The following is a 14786-nucleotide window of genomic DNA, read 5'->3' as shown; positions in this document are numbered from 1 at the left end:
GGATTTTTATTTTTCCCCGGAACCTGTTTGTCGCACCATGGCTAAGTTAAATTTACTAACTCCCGCCTCGTTTACCTTGTCGATGACCTTGATCACGGTTTGGTAACTCGCTGTGCCGTCGCCTCGAATGATAACTCTGTTTTTACCCGGTTCTCTTTTATCCGCCGGTCCGAGGAAAACGTTTATCTTCTCGGTAAGTTTTTCCACTGGAACCGGATCCGTGTCCTTATCCAAGAACACCTTACCGTCTTTGTTGACCGTAATCACAAGTTCGTCTTTTTTCTTTTCTTGTGCGGTCGACGAAGAACGCGGAAGTTCGATCTTCATCACCGTCGATTTTTCCAAAGTCGCGTTCATCAAAAAATAAATAACGATAAAAGAAATAACGTCGATGAGAGGCGCTAATTCGATTTGGCCCGTTCTACTTGCGGAAGATCGAAACTTTCTGAATTTCATAGGGGATTATTTCAGATATTTGAGAGCCTGACCGGAAAGGTTTTCCATTTCGGCTATCGTATCTTCCTTTTTCTTTTGAAAGTAATTGTAAGCAACGTAAGCTGGAATCGCGATCGCAAGACCCATCGCGGTAGTGATCAAGGCCTCGCTGATTCCCACTTCCGCTCCTCTCGTACCGGAACCTTCTTCGAAAGAACGAATGATTCCCAAAACCGTTCCGAGAACTCCGAGTAAGGGAGAAATCGTCGCGATGGTTCCGAGTCCGGAAAGAAATCTTTCCATTTTTAAAATCTGAGCAAAACCGGCGGAGAGCATTTCCTCTTCGGCGGCTTCCGAGTTTCTACGACTGGATTCGATTCCCGCGTGAAGAACCTGAGCGGAAGGACCATTGCTCAAACCTTTGAGATAATCGGTCGCGGTGTCCCAATTTTTTTGACGGAATAAGTCTTTGAGAGAACGCCAATCCTCGGGAGTGATCGGTTTCCACTTTGAAAAGTAGATCAATCTTTCGATGATGATTGTAAAACCGATGATGGAAACTAAAACGATAACGATCGGTACGGATTCCGGAGGAATCGCGGAAATCAGAGAATCGGATTTGGCTAAAAACATTTGAGTAAAATTCTCCCCTGAGTAGAGTTTAAAACTCTCTTGCAGCTGCCAAACAGTTTTCTAATCCGCGTACCTCCTTTTTACAGGGATTCCAAATCGGGAAATCTGCACCATTAGACCGCCTGTTTTTTCAGCAGTTCTTTAGCGTGTTCAAGAGCGCCTTTCGATACCCTTTGACCCGAAATCATTCTCGCAAGTTCCAAAGTTCGTTCTTCTAAACTCAAGAATTCCGCCTTCGAAAAAGTACGCCCGCCTTCCACCGATTTTGTGATTTTCAGATGGTCGTTTGCCGCCGACGCGATCTGCTGCAAATGTGTGATCAAAATCAGCTGATGATTCCCCGCCAGATTTCTGAGTTTACGAGCCACATCCATAGCGATCTCTCCGCCCAAACCGGAATCGATCTCGTCGAAAATCAAAACTCTCAGATTGGATTGTCCGCCCAAAATGGAACGAATGCCGAGCATCACTCTGGAAACTTCCCCACCGGAAGCGATCTTACGAAGAGGTCTCGGTTTTTCACCTGGGTTCGGACTGAAATAAAACTCGAGTTGATCCAAACCGGATTCGTTTACGATATAACTTTTACCGGAAGCCGAAATTTCACCTTCGGGACTCGGTTCCCAGCGAAGAACCACCTGAACCGCGGCGCCCGGCATTCCGAGTTGTTCCAATTCCGATTTCAAAGAAGATTCGAAACGAATCAAAGATTCCCGTCTCGCTTTGGAAAGTTGAATCGAAAGAGAACCGAGTCTGGAAGTGACCTTCTCGATTTCGGTTTCCATGGATTCCTTATTTTTGGAATTTTTTTCCATCGCTTCGAGTTCTTGTTCCGCCTTGTTTTTGCAATCTAGAACCTCGCTTACGGTGGAACCGTATTTCTTTTTGATTTTGGAAATCAGATCCAAACGGGATTGAACGAACTGAAGACGATCGGGAGAAAAGAAAATCTCCTCCTTTTCATCCAACACGGAAGAATTGATTTCTTTTAACTGAATGTAAATCTCCTGTAACGAATCCAAGGTCTTACCGAAATCGGGTTGAATCGATTTGATCTTTTCCGCCGCGCTTAAAAGTCTCGGAAACGAAGGAAGAATCGCGGATTCGCTATCGGCGAGATACGAGGAAAGAATTTCATAATTCTCCGCAAGAAGTTCTCCGTGCGCGAGAAGATGTTCCTCTTGTACCAAACCCTCCTCTTCTCCTTCTTTCAGATCCGCTTCCTTGATCTCTTTGATTTGAAACGTAAGAAATTCGATCCGTTTGGATTTTTCCTCTTCGTTCTTGCGAAGTTCCTCCAGACGTTTTTTCAAACTTCTGTATGTGAGAAAACATTCCTTCACCTCGTTTCGAAGCGGAATCAAACCCGCGTGCAGATCGATGATATCGAGTTGTTCGCTTCGATCCAAAAGAAGAATCTGATCGTTTTGATTGTGCACTTCCGCGAGCAATTCTCCCAAACCGCGTAACGTGGTCGAAGAAGCCAGGGATTGATTGATGAGAATTCTGGATTTTCCGTCCCGACTGCATTCTCTGTGCAACGTCAGTTCTTTGGAATCAAACGGAAATCCCTTCTCCTTCAACCATTCTACAGCGACGGGGTTTTTGGAAAGATCGAACACTCCCTCTAACACATAACGCGGCGCTCCGGTTCGGATTTCCATAGGACTGCTCTTACCGCCTAACAGCGACGAGATGGCGTCCAGGATCAGGGATTTTCCGGCCCCGGTTTCCCCCGTGATCACGGTCATTCCTTTTTGAAAATCGATACAAGCGTCTTCGATCAGAGCAAAATCTCTTATATTCAGGGTCTTCAGCATACATACCTCGAAATACTAAACAAATTATACCCTTCATATAATTGCTATACAAATGATTGCAATCCTTTTTTCTTGGGACCGAATTTTTTTCTAATTCAAAGACCAAACGATTTAGGTCGGATTCGCCGGAGGCGCAAGGGAGAATGGAAAAAACCAAAACCGAAATTCATTTCCTTTTAAATTATGAAAGTGAAATGCCTTGGACCGTGTTTGTTTGACACAAAAGCAAATGAAGACGACGCGGGAGTATGTTATCGATTCCTTAAGAACCAAACGATAGAACGACAAACTCCTACTTTACGAATTTAGAAATTCCCTTCTTATAATAATGAATCCGATAATTTTTCAAATTCAAATATGAAGAATTAAGAATACATTCTTTTGTGATTCTATGAGAAAAATTTGCCGACGATAGGTTATAAAACCGACGACAGATCGAACCTTAAAGAATGAATCTCGGAATCACCATTCTCGGGTGAGAAACGGCCTTTGGGATTCCGAATGGATTTAATCGATTTTTAGAATATCCTAATTCTGGAATTTGATTGATTCCCTCTCTTTGTGATCGAAACTGACAGGGAAATTTGTAGCGTCCGGTATAAACGGGGATTTAAAAAAATATGGCAAAAAGTTTTCAAGACCTAGATCAGAAACTGTCCGAACTCATCCAAACTCGTTCCCGAATTACGGTTCAATCCTCCCGGATGAACTCAAAACTTGAAAAATACGTCCTCAGAATCATTACGGAAATCTTAACAAAGGTCGGACAAACTCGTTATATCGAAATGTTATATACGATCACCAAAGAGATGTCCATCAACGGAGTCAAAGCGAATCAGAAACGGGTCTTTTTCGAAGACGAAGGTTTGGACATTCGAAATCCGGAAGATTACGAAAAAGGAATCACCGCGTTTAAAGCGAAGTTCTCCGAAAAGATGGCGGATGAATATGGCAAACGATGTCTTGCACGTGGAATTTCTGTAAAATTAAACATTACTTATACGAATCAAGGTGTCGTGGTCGAAGTCACGAACAACACTCCCGTCATCGAGGAAGAAGAAGAAAGGATGCGGGAGAAGATGAGAAAGGCGATGAGTTACAACGACATCGCGGAATTCTATATGGACAACATGGACAATACGGAAGGAGCGGGACTCGGGATCGCTCTCATTATGATTCTATTAAAAAGTGAGAATATAGATCCGCATCTCTTTAGGATCATGACTCGCGAACACGAAACGATCGCACGCGTGGAAATTCCGTTCTCCGAAGAATACATCAGCATCAGAAGTAAAGAATTAAAGGAAAACAATCTTGGACATTAAAGGTAAAACAGTACTCGTTACCGGTTCCGCAGGCGGACTCGGTAAAGCCATGGCGGAGCATTTCGCCAAAAAAGGGGCAAAAATTGTTCTTTCGGACATATCTGAAGAAAAACTGAAAGAAGCGGAAAACGACATCAAGGCTTTAGGCGCGGAAGTATTTTCTTTCAAAGCGGACGTATCGAAAGAAGAAGATGCAGAAAAGCTTATGCAGTCCGCGGTGAAACATTTCGGAAGTTTGGACGTCGCCGTTTTGAACGCAGGTATTTTAAGAGACGGTTTATTAGTAAAAACGGATAAAGAAACTGGCAAAGTAGTTTCTAAAATGTCACTCTCAAATTGGCAATCGGTTATAGACGTCAACTTAACCGGAGTATTCTTAACCGCAAGAGAAGCCGCAGTTCAAATGATAGAAAGCAAAAGCAAAGGTGTTATCATTCCGATTGCATCCGTTGCAATGCACGGAAACCCCGGACAAACGAATTATTCCGCAGCGAAAGCGGGCGTCGCATCGATGACAAAACTATGGGCAAAAGAATTAAGTAGATACGGCATTCGTGTGGCAGGTATTGCGCCCGGATTTATAAAAACAGAAATGGTAATGAAGGATATGAATCCGGAAGCATTAAAAAAATGGGAAGCGTTGATCCCGATCGGTAGATTAGGAGAACCTCATGAGATTGCTCTCACTGCTGAGTTCATTGCTAACAACGATTTAGTGTCCGGAGTTATATTAGAAATTTCAGGTGGAGTAAAAATTTAATCGGAAATCGTTTTTTTAAGAAAATAACTTTACACTAAGATAAAATTATAATATAATAGACCGTAATTTATCAAATTTAGATTTACTAGATTACTAAAATTGAATAAACTAAATTTGGTATTTTGGTCTAAAAAGAAAAAGCATCTTCTTTTAGAAATATAAATAAGAGTAAAACAATGTCTAAAGAAAAATCAGCATTAAAGAAAAACCAGTTAGAATCCGCAATTCGCGGGATCAAGGGGATCGCTCACCCTGACCGTTTGCAGATTCTTTTCTTCCTATCTCAGAAAGAACACAGCGTAGGCGAACTTGTGGATTTACTGGGAATCAGCCAATCCGCGGCTTCTCAGCACCTCAGCAAAATGAAGATCAACGGAATCCTTTCCAGCAGAAAAGAATCCAACCAAGTCTTCTATTATCTGAAAGACGGAAAATACAAGGATCTGATCCGTACGATCGTCAAAATCTACGGTTAATCAATCCTTTAAAATCACTTTAAAGATTAGTTATGTACCCTCTTCCTCATCGAGGAGGGTTACATACTCTCTCACCGCATCGCTCAATCGAGTAAATCCATCTCCATAGCCCGTTTTCAAAAGTTTCGCCGTATCGGCGCAGGTATAATACTGGTATTTTGCCTTTAAACTTTCCGGCATTTCAGTATATTCTATGTTTTTCGGAAGTTTCAACGTATCGAAGATGGCCGACACGAGATCGTTCCAGGTTTCCGCGATTCCTCTTCCGAGATTGTAAAGACCTCCGTGTCCGCCAAACGCGAGATAGGCGGTGATCTTAGCGGCGTCTTTTGCGTATAAAAAATCCCTTTTTTGTTCCCCGTCCTTGTATTCCGGTTTATAGGATTTAAAAAGACGAATCGTTCCCTCTTTTTTGATCTGCTCGTATCCTTTCAGAACGACGCTTCTCATGTCTCCCTTATGACCTTCCCCGTATCCGAACACGTTGAAGTATTTGATCCCCGTGATTCGATTTAAAAAACCGTGTTTTTGCGCATAGAGGTCGAACATATGTTTCGAATATCCGTACATATTGAGCGGCTTCAAAGAATCGATCGGCGCCTTATCGTCGTATCCGTGAGCCCCGTCCCCGTAGGTTGCGGCCGAGGAAGCGTACACGAAACGAATTCCGTTCTTTAAGGATTCGTTTGCGAGAAGTTTTGTATACTCGAAGTTGTTTTCGATGAGATAGGAAGCGTCCGTTTCGGTCGTGGAGGAACAGGCTCCCAAGTGAAACAGAATATCATAATCTTTTAATAGATTAGAACGGACTGCGGCCTCCAAAAAACGGTCCTTTTCGAGATAATCGGAATATTTTTTTCCGAGAAGATTCTTCCATTTGGACGACGTTCCCAAATGATCCACGACCAAAATATCGTCGATCCCTTGTCGATTGAGTTCCTGGATAAGATTGGATCCGATCAGCCCGGCTCCGCCGGTAACGATACATCTTTTTTTAGTCATAGAATTCAAATTTCCTAAAGAGAGTCTATCAGTCTACCAAATCTATCGTCCACTTTGCGGATCGTTTTTGCGTCCGCCTCCGTCAAGGAAGGATACCAGGTTTTCATTCTGCAATCGATCACGACGGGAGGATACAACGCCGGATGATTTCGGATTAATTTCGTGTCTGCGTATATGTCTCCGGCGGGTTCGAAACGGGTAAAGATCGACCAGATAAAATCGTGATCGCTTTTGGTCGCGTCCTCGGAGTCGTCCACGATAAAGACGAACAAAAAGTCTTTGATCGATTTTTCCTTGAGAAGTTTTGCGGGAACCCCGTCCTTGATTTTGTACTTCGGACCCGATACGACCAAAACTCCCGGATAGGCAACCTTCGGATCTTTAAAGAAAGAATTCGTAAACTTTCCCTGAAAACGGGTTTTGAGATCGTTTTTCTTTTTGCCCGAACCGAGAAATATCGCCTTACTTCCCTTGTTCACTTCCGGTCCGGTGTAGTCTAACGTGTCCTGGGAAATATTCGCGAAAATATGAAGATCCGTAACCGGATTCATTCTTTCCAAAACGCTAATAAACGTTTCTCTAAAGTTCTTGAGTTCCACGTTTTGATCCGTGACGAGAAGGACCTTCGTAAGGGAAAGTTGACCTTCTCCCAAAATCCGAAGCGCGCCCGTAAACGCTTCGCTCTGATATCTTTCCTTTACGACGGCGGCGGCCAAAGAATGAACTCCCGATTCTTCATACGCCCAAACCCCTTTGACCGCGGGCATCACGACCGGAAACATCGGAGACAAAAGATCCTGCAAATATTCCGCGATCCAATGATCCTCTTGCGGAGGACGGCCCACAACGGTCGCCGGCCAAATCGCGTCCTTTCGATGATAGATGTTACCGACTTGAACGATCGGATAATCGTGTTTTAAGGCGTAGTAACCGTAGTGATCTCCGAAAGGTCCTTCCGGTTTTCGTATCTTTGGAGGAATGTTCCCCCGAATCAGAAAGTCCGCGTCGGCTACGATAGGAAGAGAAGAAATATTTTTATCTCTTTTGATTCCAAGTTTTTCACCTAACAACAAAGAGGCGAGAATCAATTCGCTGATCTCTTCCGGCAGAGGTGCAACCGCCGCGATCGTAAGCCCGGGAGGACCTCCGGCGTAGATATGAACCGGAAGAGAGTTTCCTTCTTTTTCCGCTTCGTAATAGTGATTTCCGCCCCCTCTGTGGATTTGGATATGCATTCCGGTTTCCATCGGTCCGTGGATTTGAATCCGATACATTCCCAGGTTTCCCTTTCCGGTTTTCGGACTTTCCGTATAAACCAAAGGTAAGGTCACGAAATTTCCTCCGTCCTTGGGCCAGGACTTGATCGTGGGAAGTTCATGCAAAGAATCTAATGTATGTTCGAGCACCGGAGCGGTTTTGACTTTTTTCAATCCCACTCTCAAAGCCTGAAACGCGATCGTTCTCAAATCCCAGATTTTGGAGGGAGTCGGAGGAAGAAAGTGTTGGATCGTATATGCAATTTTTTGCACGAACCGAATCGGATCCTCGCCGAAAGCGATTTTCATTCTTCTTTCGGATCCGTAGAGATTGGTCGCGACGGAAAAACGGGAACCTTTTACGTTTTTAAAAAGTACCGCGGGTCCTCTTTTGTCGACCACACGTCTTTGAATTTCGGCGAGTTCCAAAACCGGATCGACTTCCTCTTCGATTACGAGTAACTCTTTGTGTCTTTGTAATTCCTTTACGAATTCGGAGGTGGATCTGATTTTCATGACTTTCCTACCGGAAGTTCCGGTTGTTTTTTATTCTTATTCTTAAGTTGGATCAGTTTGCCCGAAATCGACGACGGAAATTCTTCCTTGAGATCGGATTCTTTGACCCACTTGAATTCGACGTCCTTTCTTTTTTGCAGGATTTTTTCAATTTTGGCCGCGTTTGTTTCTTCGAGTTCGCTGTATTTCAAACGAATCTTATGATTGGTGATCGAATGTCTTGTGCTTAGAGAATTCTCCCTTAACGAAGGAGCCTCGAACAATTCTTCCGCGAACTCGTCCTTTTCATACGGATGTTTTCCTTCCAATCGAAACGGCAAAGAATAGATGGTTTTAAAAAATCTTCGACTCGGATACTTTACCGCCAATAGTCCGTTAGGCGATCTTACGAATAAAAAGTTGAGATCGAGTTCGATCCAATTCTCCACCGATTTCGGAGCGGGGATTTCCTTTTCTTTTCCGGCGATGCGGGCCTCGCAACGATTTGCCAAAGGACAAGAAGAACAATTCGGGACGGGAACACAAACCAAGGCTCCGAGTTCCATCATCGCTTCGTTGTGATCTCCCGGCGATCCGGGAGTTAAAAATTCCTGCGCCAAGTTTCCGAGGATTTGATTGGTTGAACTCGCAAGAGGATCGGACTCGATCAAAAACAATCGGGATAAAACTCGTTTCACGTTTCCGTCCAAGACGGCGTGTTGTTTTCCGTACGCGATCGACAAAACCGCGGAAGCGGTATAACTTCCCACGCCCGGAATCGCCAACGCCTCGTCGTATTCTTTCGGAAAAAATCCGTCGTGTTTGGCGACGATCATCGCCGCGCCCTTTCTTAAGTTTCTAGCTCTGGAATAATAACCGAGCCCCTTCCAGTATTTCATCACCTCTTCTTCCGAAGCGGCTTGTAAGGTTTGCGGATCGGGAAATCTTTTTAAGAACGTTTCATAAATCGGAAGCATGGCCGCGACTCGGGTTTGCTGGAGCATAATTTCGCTCACCCAAATTCGATATGCGTTTTTGTTGATTCGAAACGGAAGTTCTCTTTTGTTTTTTTGAAACCAGGAAAGAAGATTCTTTCTGAGTTCCGAAATTAGTTTTGTATCGATGGAGTTGGTTTTGGATTCCACAGTCGTAAAGAAATGCGATTTCTTTACATGGAATGAGATCCGTGAGGAAGGTAAATCCTGTTTTGTTCCCGGATTCTAATTTTCATCCGAAAACCGAAAAAGTTACGAGACGATCCGAGACGTTTTTGTCTTTCTCGGAGACAATTCATTCTCTCGTGAGAAGCGCTCTTTGTTTTTCCGACTTCTCCGGATTGGAAATATGATATTTCCCGTCCGAGAACATGATGTGTTTTCCCTGCTCCAAGGCCTTATACAGTTTTCTAAAATTCTCACCCGGAATTTGAGACGATTCCCCGTTTCCCAAATTCTTTTTGATGGAATCGATCGTATAAAGATCGTGACTTCCTACACCCTTGAGCTCCTTCATTCCGATATAAGCGCATTCGAAATAATCCCGAACGTCGTTGTAAACCGATTTGGACACGGTGATCTTTCCGGGTTCGCCTATGTTTTCGATCCGAGAAGCGAGGTTCACAGTATGTCCCCAAATGTCGAAGGCGATCTTCGTATGACCGACGACTCCGGCGATCAACGTCCCCGAATGAATCGCGATTCGAAGCCCCCAAGCGTCGTCTCCCTCCTTGATCTTCTCTTTCTTTTTTCTTTCGGTGTATTCCATCATTTCCAAAGAAGCGAGAATGGAATCGAGTTTCGCGGTTCTTTTGTATCCGCCCAGACCGCAGACCGCAAGGAAGGCGTCCCCGATCGTTTTTACTTTTTCGATTCTATGTTTGGTGCAGATTCTTTCGAATTCGTCGAAGTAAATCGAAAGTTCTTTGAGAAGTTCGTTCGGGCTCATATAACGGCTGATATCCGAAAAACCTACGAAGTCCGTAAGGATCACGACTGCGTTTTCGTGTTGGATCGGCCTTACCTTTCCTTTGAGTTTCAACTCGTCGATCATGTATTCGGGAAGAATATTCTGCAATAAGACGTCCGCTTTCTTTTTTTCTTCCAAGATCCGATTGCGGTCGCTGTTGACCAAGTGATTCATCATCTCTCTCGTCAACGCTTCCTTATTTCGATAACGGACGATCCGACTCAAAGCGCGATAGTAGTCCTCTTCTCTTCGAATGATGTCTTCGGGACTTCCGATCGCGATACTCTTCGCAAATTCAGCAAGTTCGTTCAACGCAGATCTCCTTTTCTCGCCTTTTGAATCATATCGTCCTTGATCAGATCCAATCCGCAGGGAAGATTCCAAAGTTCGTCGATGATCGCAGGAAGTTGTTCCTTACGGATGATTTGTCCGTGTTGGGGTGCGATCACGTCCGCGTCGAAACTCTGAATCCGAAGAAGCGCATAACGCAGAGCGAGATTCGATGGAATGTAGGCTTGCATAAACGCCTTCATATTGTCCAGGGCTCTTGCGTCGTGATACAAGGCCCATTCGTTTCCTAAACCGCCGAGAATGTCGCTCGTAAAAAGAACCTTCGACTTAACGTCGTATGTGATCATCGCACCCGGAGAATGCGCGAACGGAGTACTGATGAATTGAAGTTTTCTTCCGCTCGGAGTTTCAAAATCGGTGAGACTGTCTCCGATACGAACCACGCTTCCTTTCACTCCGTAGTGTTTGATGAGATAAACGGTTCTTGTTTCCGCGATCAACTGTACTTGAGTATCGCCTCGTAAGTCTTCGAAGATGGGAACGTTGGCGCATAGATCCGGATCTTGGTGCTGAAGAATGATCGTTTCTATGGAATCCGGAGCGACGAGCGAGAATATCTTTCTCGCAACGACCGGAAAGTCCGGAATCGATCCGGGATCGATCAGAATGGTGTTTTCCCCGTTCTTGATCATGTAGGGATTACAGTGAAGGGATTCTCTTTCGTCGTAAAAACCGATCCAATAAACGTCTTCCGCGATTTCAACCGCGTAGTTCGTATCGATTTCCAACGTGAGTTCTCGTGGGACGTTCTTGTGATTGTCTGTTTGAGCTATTTCTACTGACAAATACCGACTCCTTATTCTATTCGATCCATTGATCGTAACGTATATCGATCCGTCGGTTTACAAATATTCTATTTTTCGAATGTAAGAAGTAGCTTTCTTAACTTATCCACACTTACAGGTTTGATGATGATCTCGTTTACACCTGCGTTGCGCGCCGCTTCTATAATCTCAGGTTCTGAGAAAGCGGTTACTGCGGCAATCGGAATATTCAAATTTTGTTCTCTAATTTTTTTCGTGAGTTCGATTCCGTCTAACACGGGCATCTTGATATCGGTAATTACTACGTCGGGTTGATACTCAAGGAACATGTCCCAAGCGATTTTTCCGTTCTCCGCCGAACGTACAGAAGTTGTAAAACGTTCCAGAAAACGAACCATCATGATTCGAATCAACACCTCGTCTTCTACATACAAAAGTTTTATTGGGATTTGTCTCATGGAAGTTCGATGACCATCACCGCGCCTTGTTCGGAATTGTATGCGTAGATTCTTCCGCCCATATTGTTCTCTACGATAGACTTCGACATATAAAGTCCGATTCCGGTTCCTTTGCCTTGATCCTTGGTCGTAAAATACGGTTGAAACAGTTTTTCAAGAACGGAATCCTCGATTCCTCCTCCGTTATCCGATATGGAAACAAGTTTTTTACCATCTTTTTCGCTCAATTCTACCTTGATAAGAGGTTCTTCCGGTTTCGTTTCCATGATTGCGTCCCTTGAGTTCGCGATTACGTTTAGGATTACCTGCGAAAATTCATTAGGAAAACCGAATACTTCATAATCCGAATCTAAATTAAAGTAAATCCTAATATTTTGATTTTTTAAACTTTCTTCTAAGAGTGAAAACGTTTTGACGATCGCCGATCTTACGGAGAATTTTTCCTTCGTCTTATTCGGACGAAAATAATTCCTAAAATCGTCGATGGTTCCGGACATCTGCTCGAGCAAATTCATGATTTTATCCGTGGATTGACGTATGTAATTTTCGTCCATCTCCTCTGCTTGATAGGAATATAAGAAATCCTGCACGAACAAACCGATCGCGTTCAAAGGTTGTCTCCACTGATGTGCGATGTTTCCGATCATCTCTCCCATATCCGCGAGACGCGATCTTAGGATCAGGGCCTTTTCCTGTTCCCTTCTGTTTTCGATTTCCCGTTCCACCCTCGCTTCGAGGCTTCGATTCAATTCCTCCAGTGCGTTCGTCTTTTCCTTGAGTTCGGTTTCTGATTTTTTGCGGGCGGTAACGTCGCGGATCACTCCGACGAAATACTGATTTTGATTTTGAAAAAATTCCGATACGGCCAACTCTACCGGAAAAACGGTTCCGTCCTTTCGAAGAGCCATCACTTCCCTTCCGATTCCTATGATCTTTTTTTCCCTCGTTTCCAAATAACGAAGAAGATAATGATCGTGTTCGGAATGATACGGCTCCGGCATCAGAAACTTTATGTTCTTTCCGACGACTTCCGTGAAGTTATAACCGAACATTCTTTCCGCGGCCGTGTTGAACATCATAATCGTTCCTTTCGGCGTGATCATGATGATCGCGTCGACCACGGTCTCGAAGATCGCCTGAAAACGTTCGTCGCTTTCCCGCATCGCGTTTACCGCTAAAAATCTTTGTTCGCTTTCTCGAATATTCTTAAGTCCTAATCCCAGATTTTTTGCGATTCCTACGTAAGCGTTCGCTTCTTCTTCCAAAAAATAATCCGTCTCTTTTGAAAAAATGCAGAGGACGGACGTCAATTCTCCCATGAGAAAGATGGGAAAAACTCCCATGGATTTCAAACCTGCCTTGAGACAGGATTCTTTCCAGGTTCCGAAATCCTCTTGGGAACCGATGTCCTCTACGATCAAAGGACTTCCGGTTTTGACCACGCGGAGCGCTGGCCCTAAATCGATCGCTTCCGAATCCTCTTTGGATTGAAATAGGTTTTCACCCGCATAAGCAACTTTGAATATTAGATTTTTCCTAGATTCCACCGTTCCAAAACATACGAATCCGAAGTTCTCCTCCGCGACCAGAATCTTGCAGATTCCTCCGTAGAGTTCTTGAACCGATTTGGATTTTAGAATCCATTGATTGATTTCGTTCGAAATGAGATAGGAACGGTTGATTTTGATTCTTCGGTCCTGACGAGGTTCTATCCTTTCGAGTTCGGGAAGTAGAACGCCTTCCACTTCGGATACTTCTTCGTCCTTGAATAACTTTCTTAAAAATACGAACCGAGGTTTGATATAACCCACTTCGGTCGTAAACTCGATGGGAAGAATAATCTTATCCCTAAAAGCCTTCTGTGTGAATTCTTGGATGAGACTCGAAACCTGTTTGGAGAAACGAAACGATTCTTCCCGAATCTCGTTTAGCTCCAAAAATTTTTGAAATTCTTCGTTTGAGGAGATGTATACGCCGAGTTTGTCGGTTCGAAAGATCGGTGGCTTAAGTTGTTCCCCTGATTCCGGATTAGAATTCATGGTCAAAACCGTTTTCGGATCGAAAATCCGAGAACGATATTCGATCAAACTTTGGGATTTTTTAAATCATTTTTTAACATATTCGCGTTTCTTTGAAACATATCGAAGCTCATTCGTGAGATCGCGGAGTCAGAAAAGTGATTTTTGAATTCTTGTTCGTCGAAATCCAGGACGGAATCCGGATTCTCCTTAAAGTAAGAACGGGTTCTAAATTCTTCCCGTTTTGTTCGAATCCCTTTTTTACGCGCTTTTACGTGATTCCAAGGACAGACGTCCTGACAAACGTCGCAACCCGCGAGCCATCCGTGCGTGTTTTCGATCTTCAGGGAAGAATCTTCCAAGGTGTGATGCGATATACATTTTCCGGCGTCGATTCGATACGGTTCCAAGGCGCCGGTCGGACAGGAATCGATACAAGCCGTGCAGGTTCCGCAACGATCCTTAACTTCGATCTGCGCCGTATGAACGGGCAGATCCGTTAAGATCACGGTGATAAAAAAGAAGGACCCGAATTCGGGATGAATGAGATTCGTATTCTTCGCCTTCCATCCGAGTCCGGCCATTCGCGCGAGAACCTTTTCGGGAACCGGTAGAGAATCCACGCCTTGCCGAAACTTATGATTCGGATATTTTGTTTGCAAGGCCTGTATTAGAGGTTTTGCAAGTCTTCGGAGTACGCGATGATAATCTTCTCCGATCGCGTATCTTGAAAATCGATACGACATTTTTCGGGAGAACTCGTCGTATTCGGGATCGTTGTAAATCGTTCCGAGTGCGATTACGGAAACTGGATCGAAGCCGAGATTCTTAAAATCCAAACGAAGATCCATGTTCTTCGGATACCATTCCATCTTTCCGTGTTTTCCATCCTTTACCCAGGAAAGAATGTTATCTCTGTCTTCTTGTGGAATTTTTGCGTCACAAATTCCATAAAGATCAAAACCCGAGCTTTCAATCAGGTTTTTGAATTCGGAAATTATTTCTTTACTTTCGATCATAAATTTGAT

General features: G+C 44.0%; 14 protein-coding genes. 3 read left to right on the top strand and 11 right to left on the bottom strand.

Annotated elements, in window-relative coordinates; all coding sequences use genetic code 11:
* Nucleotides 1-6: 6 nt before the first annotated feature.
* The 3 genes from LEP1GSC052_RS04640 to recN all read right to left on the bottom strand — a co-directional run bounded on the left by LEP1GSC052_RS04640 (nucleotide 7) and on the right by recN (nucleotide 2888).
* Nucleotides 7-456 (bottom strand): ExbD/TolR family protein, encoded by a 450-nt coding sequence (locus LEP1GSC052_RS04640; protein ID WP_010574659.1) that lies wholly within the window; start codon nucleotides 454-456, stop codon nucleotides 7-9.
* 6 nt (nucleotides 457-462) lie between these two features.
* Nucleotides 463-1068, bottom strand: coding sequence for a MotA/TolQ/ExbB proton channel family protein (locus LEP1GSC052_RS04635; RefSeq protein ID WP_010574658.1), 606 nt, complete (start codon nucleotides 1066-1068; stop codon nucleotides 463-465).
* Nucleotides 1069-1181: 113 nt separating this feature from the next.
* On the bottom strand, nucleotides 1182-2888 hold the full coding sequence (recN, locus tag LEP1GSC052_RS04630) for a DNA repair protein RecN (protein WP_010574657.1): 1707 nt from the start codon (nucleotides 2886-2888) through the stop codon (nucleotides 1182-1184).
* A 620-nt stretch (nucleotides 2889-3508) separates the two neighbouring features.
* Here recN and LEP1GSC052_RS04625 point away from each other — a divergent pair.
* The 3 genes from LEP1GSC052_RS04625 (at nucleotide 3509) to LEP1GSC052_RS04615 (ending at nucleotide 5449) form a co-directional block, all read left to right on the top strand.
* Entirely contained in the window at nucleotides 3509-4213 is a 705-nt protein-coding gene (locus tag LEP1GSC052_RS04625; protein ID WP_010574656.1) for a hypothetical protein, read from the top strand.
* The gene (locus LEP1GSC052_RS04620) at nucleotides 4203-4973 is read left to right on the top strand and encodes an SDR family oxidoreductase (protein ID WP_010574655.1); all 771 of its coding nucleotides are present in this window, start codon (nucleotides 4203-4205) and stop codon (nucleotides 4971-4973) included. The genes LEP1GSC052_RS04625 and LEP1GSC052_RS04620 overlap by 11 nt, the downstream gene beginning before the upstream one ends.
* Before the next feature lie 176 nt (nucleotides 4974-5149).
* Nucleotides 5150-5449: an ArsR/SmtB family transcription factor gene (locus LEP1GSC052_RS04615; RefSeq protein WP_000031888.1), complete on the top strand. Its 300-nt coding sequence runs from the start codon at nucleotides 5150-5152 to the stop codon at nucleotides 5447-5449.
* A 30-nt stretch (nucleotides 5450-5479) separates the two neighbouring features.
* On the opposite strand, the gene rfaD is transcribed toward LEP1GSC052_RS04615, so the two are convergent.
* The 8 genes from rfaD to queG form a co-directional block, all read right to left on the bottom strand.
* Nucleotides 5480-6451: an ADP-glyceromanno-heptose 6-epimerase gene (gene rfaD / locus LEP1GSC052_RS04610; RefSeq protein WP_010574654.1), complete on the bottom strand. Its 972-nt coding sequence runs from the start codon at nucleotides 6449-6451 to the stop codon at nucleotides 5480-5482.
* A gap of 14 nt (nucleotides 6452-6465) precedes the next feature.
* The gene (locus LEP1GSC052_RS04605) at nucleotides 6466-8223 is read right to left on the bottom strand and encodes a UbiD family decarboxylase (protein WP_010574653.1); all 1758 of its coding nucleotides are present in this window, start codon (nucleotides 8221-8223) and stop codon (nucleotides 6466-6468) included.
* Complete coding sequence (gene mutY, locus LEP1GSC052_RS04600; RefSeq protein ID WP_020986515.1) at nucleotides 8220-9347, bottom strand: A/G-specific adenine glycosylase; 1128 nt, start codon at nucleotides 9345-9347, stop codon at nucleotides 8220-8222. Before mutY ends, LEP1GSC052_RS04605 begins: the two co-directional genes overlap by 4 nt.
* A 145-nt stretch (nucleotides 9348-9492) precedes the next feature.
* Nucleotides 9493-10479 carry an adenylate/guanylate cyclase domain-containing protein gene (locus tag LEP1GSC052_RS04595; RefSeq protein WP_020986128.1) on the bottom strand — a complete coding sequence of 329 codons (987 nt, stop codon included), beginning with the start codon at nucleotides 10477-10479 and terminating at the stop codon, nucleotides 9493-9495.
* Complete coding sequence (locus LEP1GSC052_RS04590) at nucleotides 10476-11303, bottom strand: oxygen-binding di-iron domain-containing protein (protein WP_156892103.1); 828 nt, start codon at nucleotides 11301-11303, stop codon at nucleotides 10476-10478. Before LEP1GSC052_RS04590 ends, LEP1GSC052_RS04595 begins: the two co-directional genes overlap by 4 nt.
* A gap of 68 nt (nucleotides 11304-11371) precedes the next feature.
* Entirely contained in the window at nucleotides 11372-11740 is a 369-nt protein-coding gene (locus tag LEP1GSC052_RS04585; protein ID WP_010574649.1) for a response regulator, read from the bottom strand.
* Nucleotides 11737-13779: a GAF domain-containing sensor histidine kinase gene (locus LEP1GSC052_RS04580; RefSeq protein ID WP_125184784.1), complete on the bottom strand. Its 2043-nt coding sequence runs from the start codon at nucleotides 13777-13779 to the stop codon at nucleotides 11737-11739. Before LEP1GSC052_RS04580 ends, LEP1GSC052_RS04585 begins: the two co-directional genes overlap by 4 nt.
* Before the next feature lie 44 nt (nucleotides 13780-13823).
* A complete protein-coding gene (gene queG, locus LEP1GSC052_RS04575; RefSeq protein ID WP_020986690.1) occupies nucleotides 13824-14777 on the bottom strand; it encodes a tRNA epoxyqueuosine(34) reductase QueG in 954 nt (317 codons plus the stop codon).
* Nucleotides 14778-14786 lie beyond the last annotated feature (9 nt).

It is taken from the genome of Leptospira kmetyi serovar Malaysia str. Bejo-Iso9 (genome assembly GCF_000243735.2).
GTDB lineage: Bacteria > Spirochaetota > Leptospiria > Leptospirales > Leptospiraceae > Leptospira > Leptospira kmetyi.
Note: the sequence above shows the minus strand (reverse complement) of the source record. Positions and strands in the feature narration are given on the sequence as shown.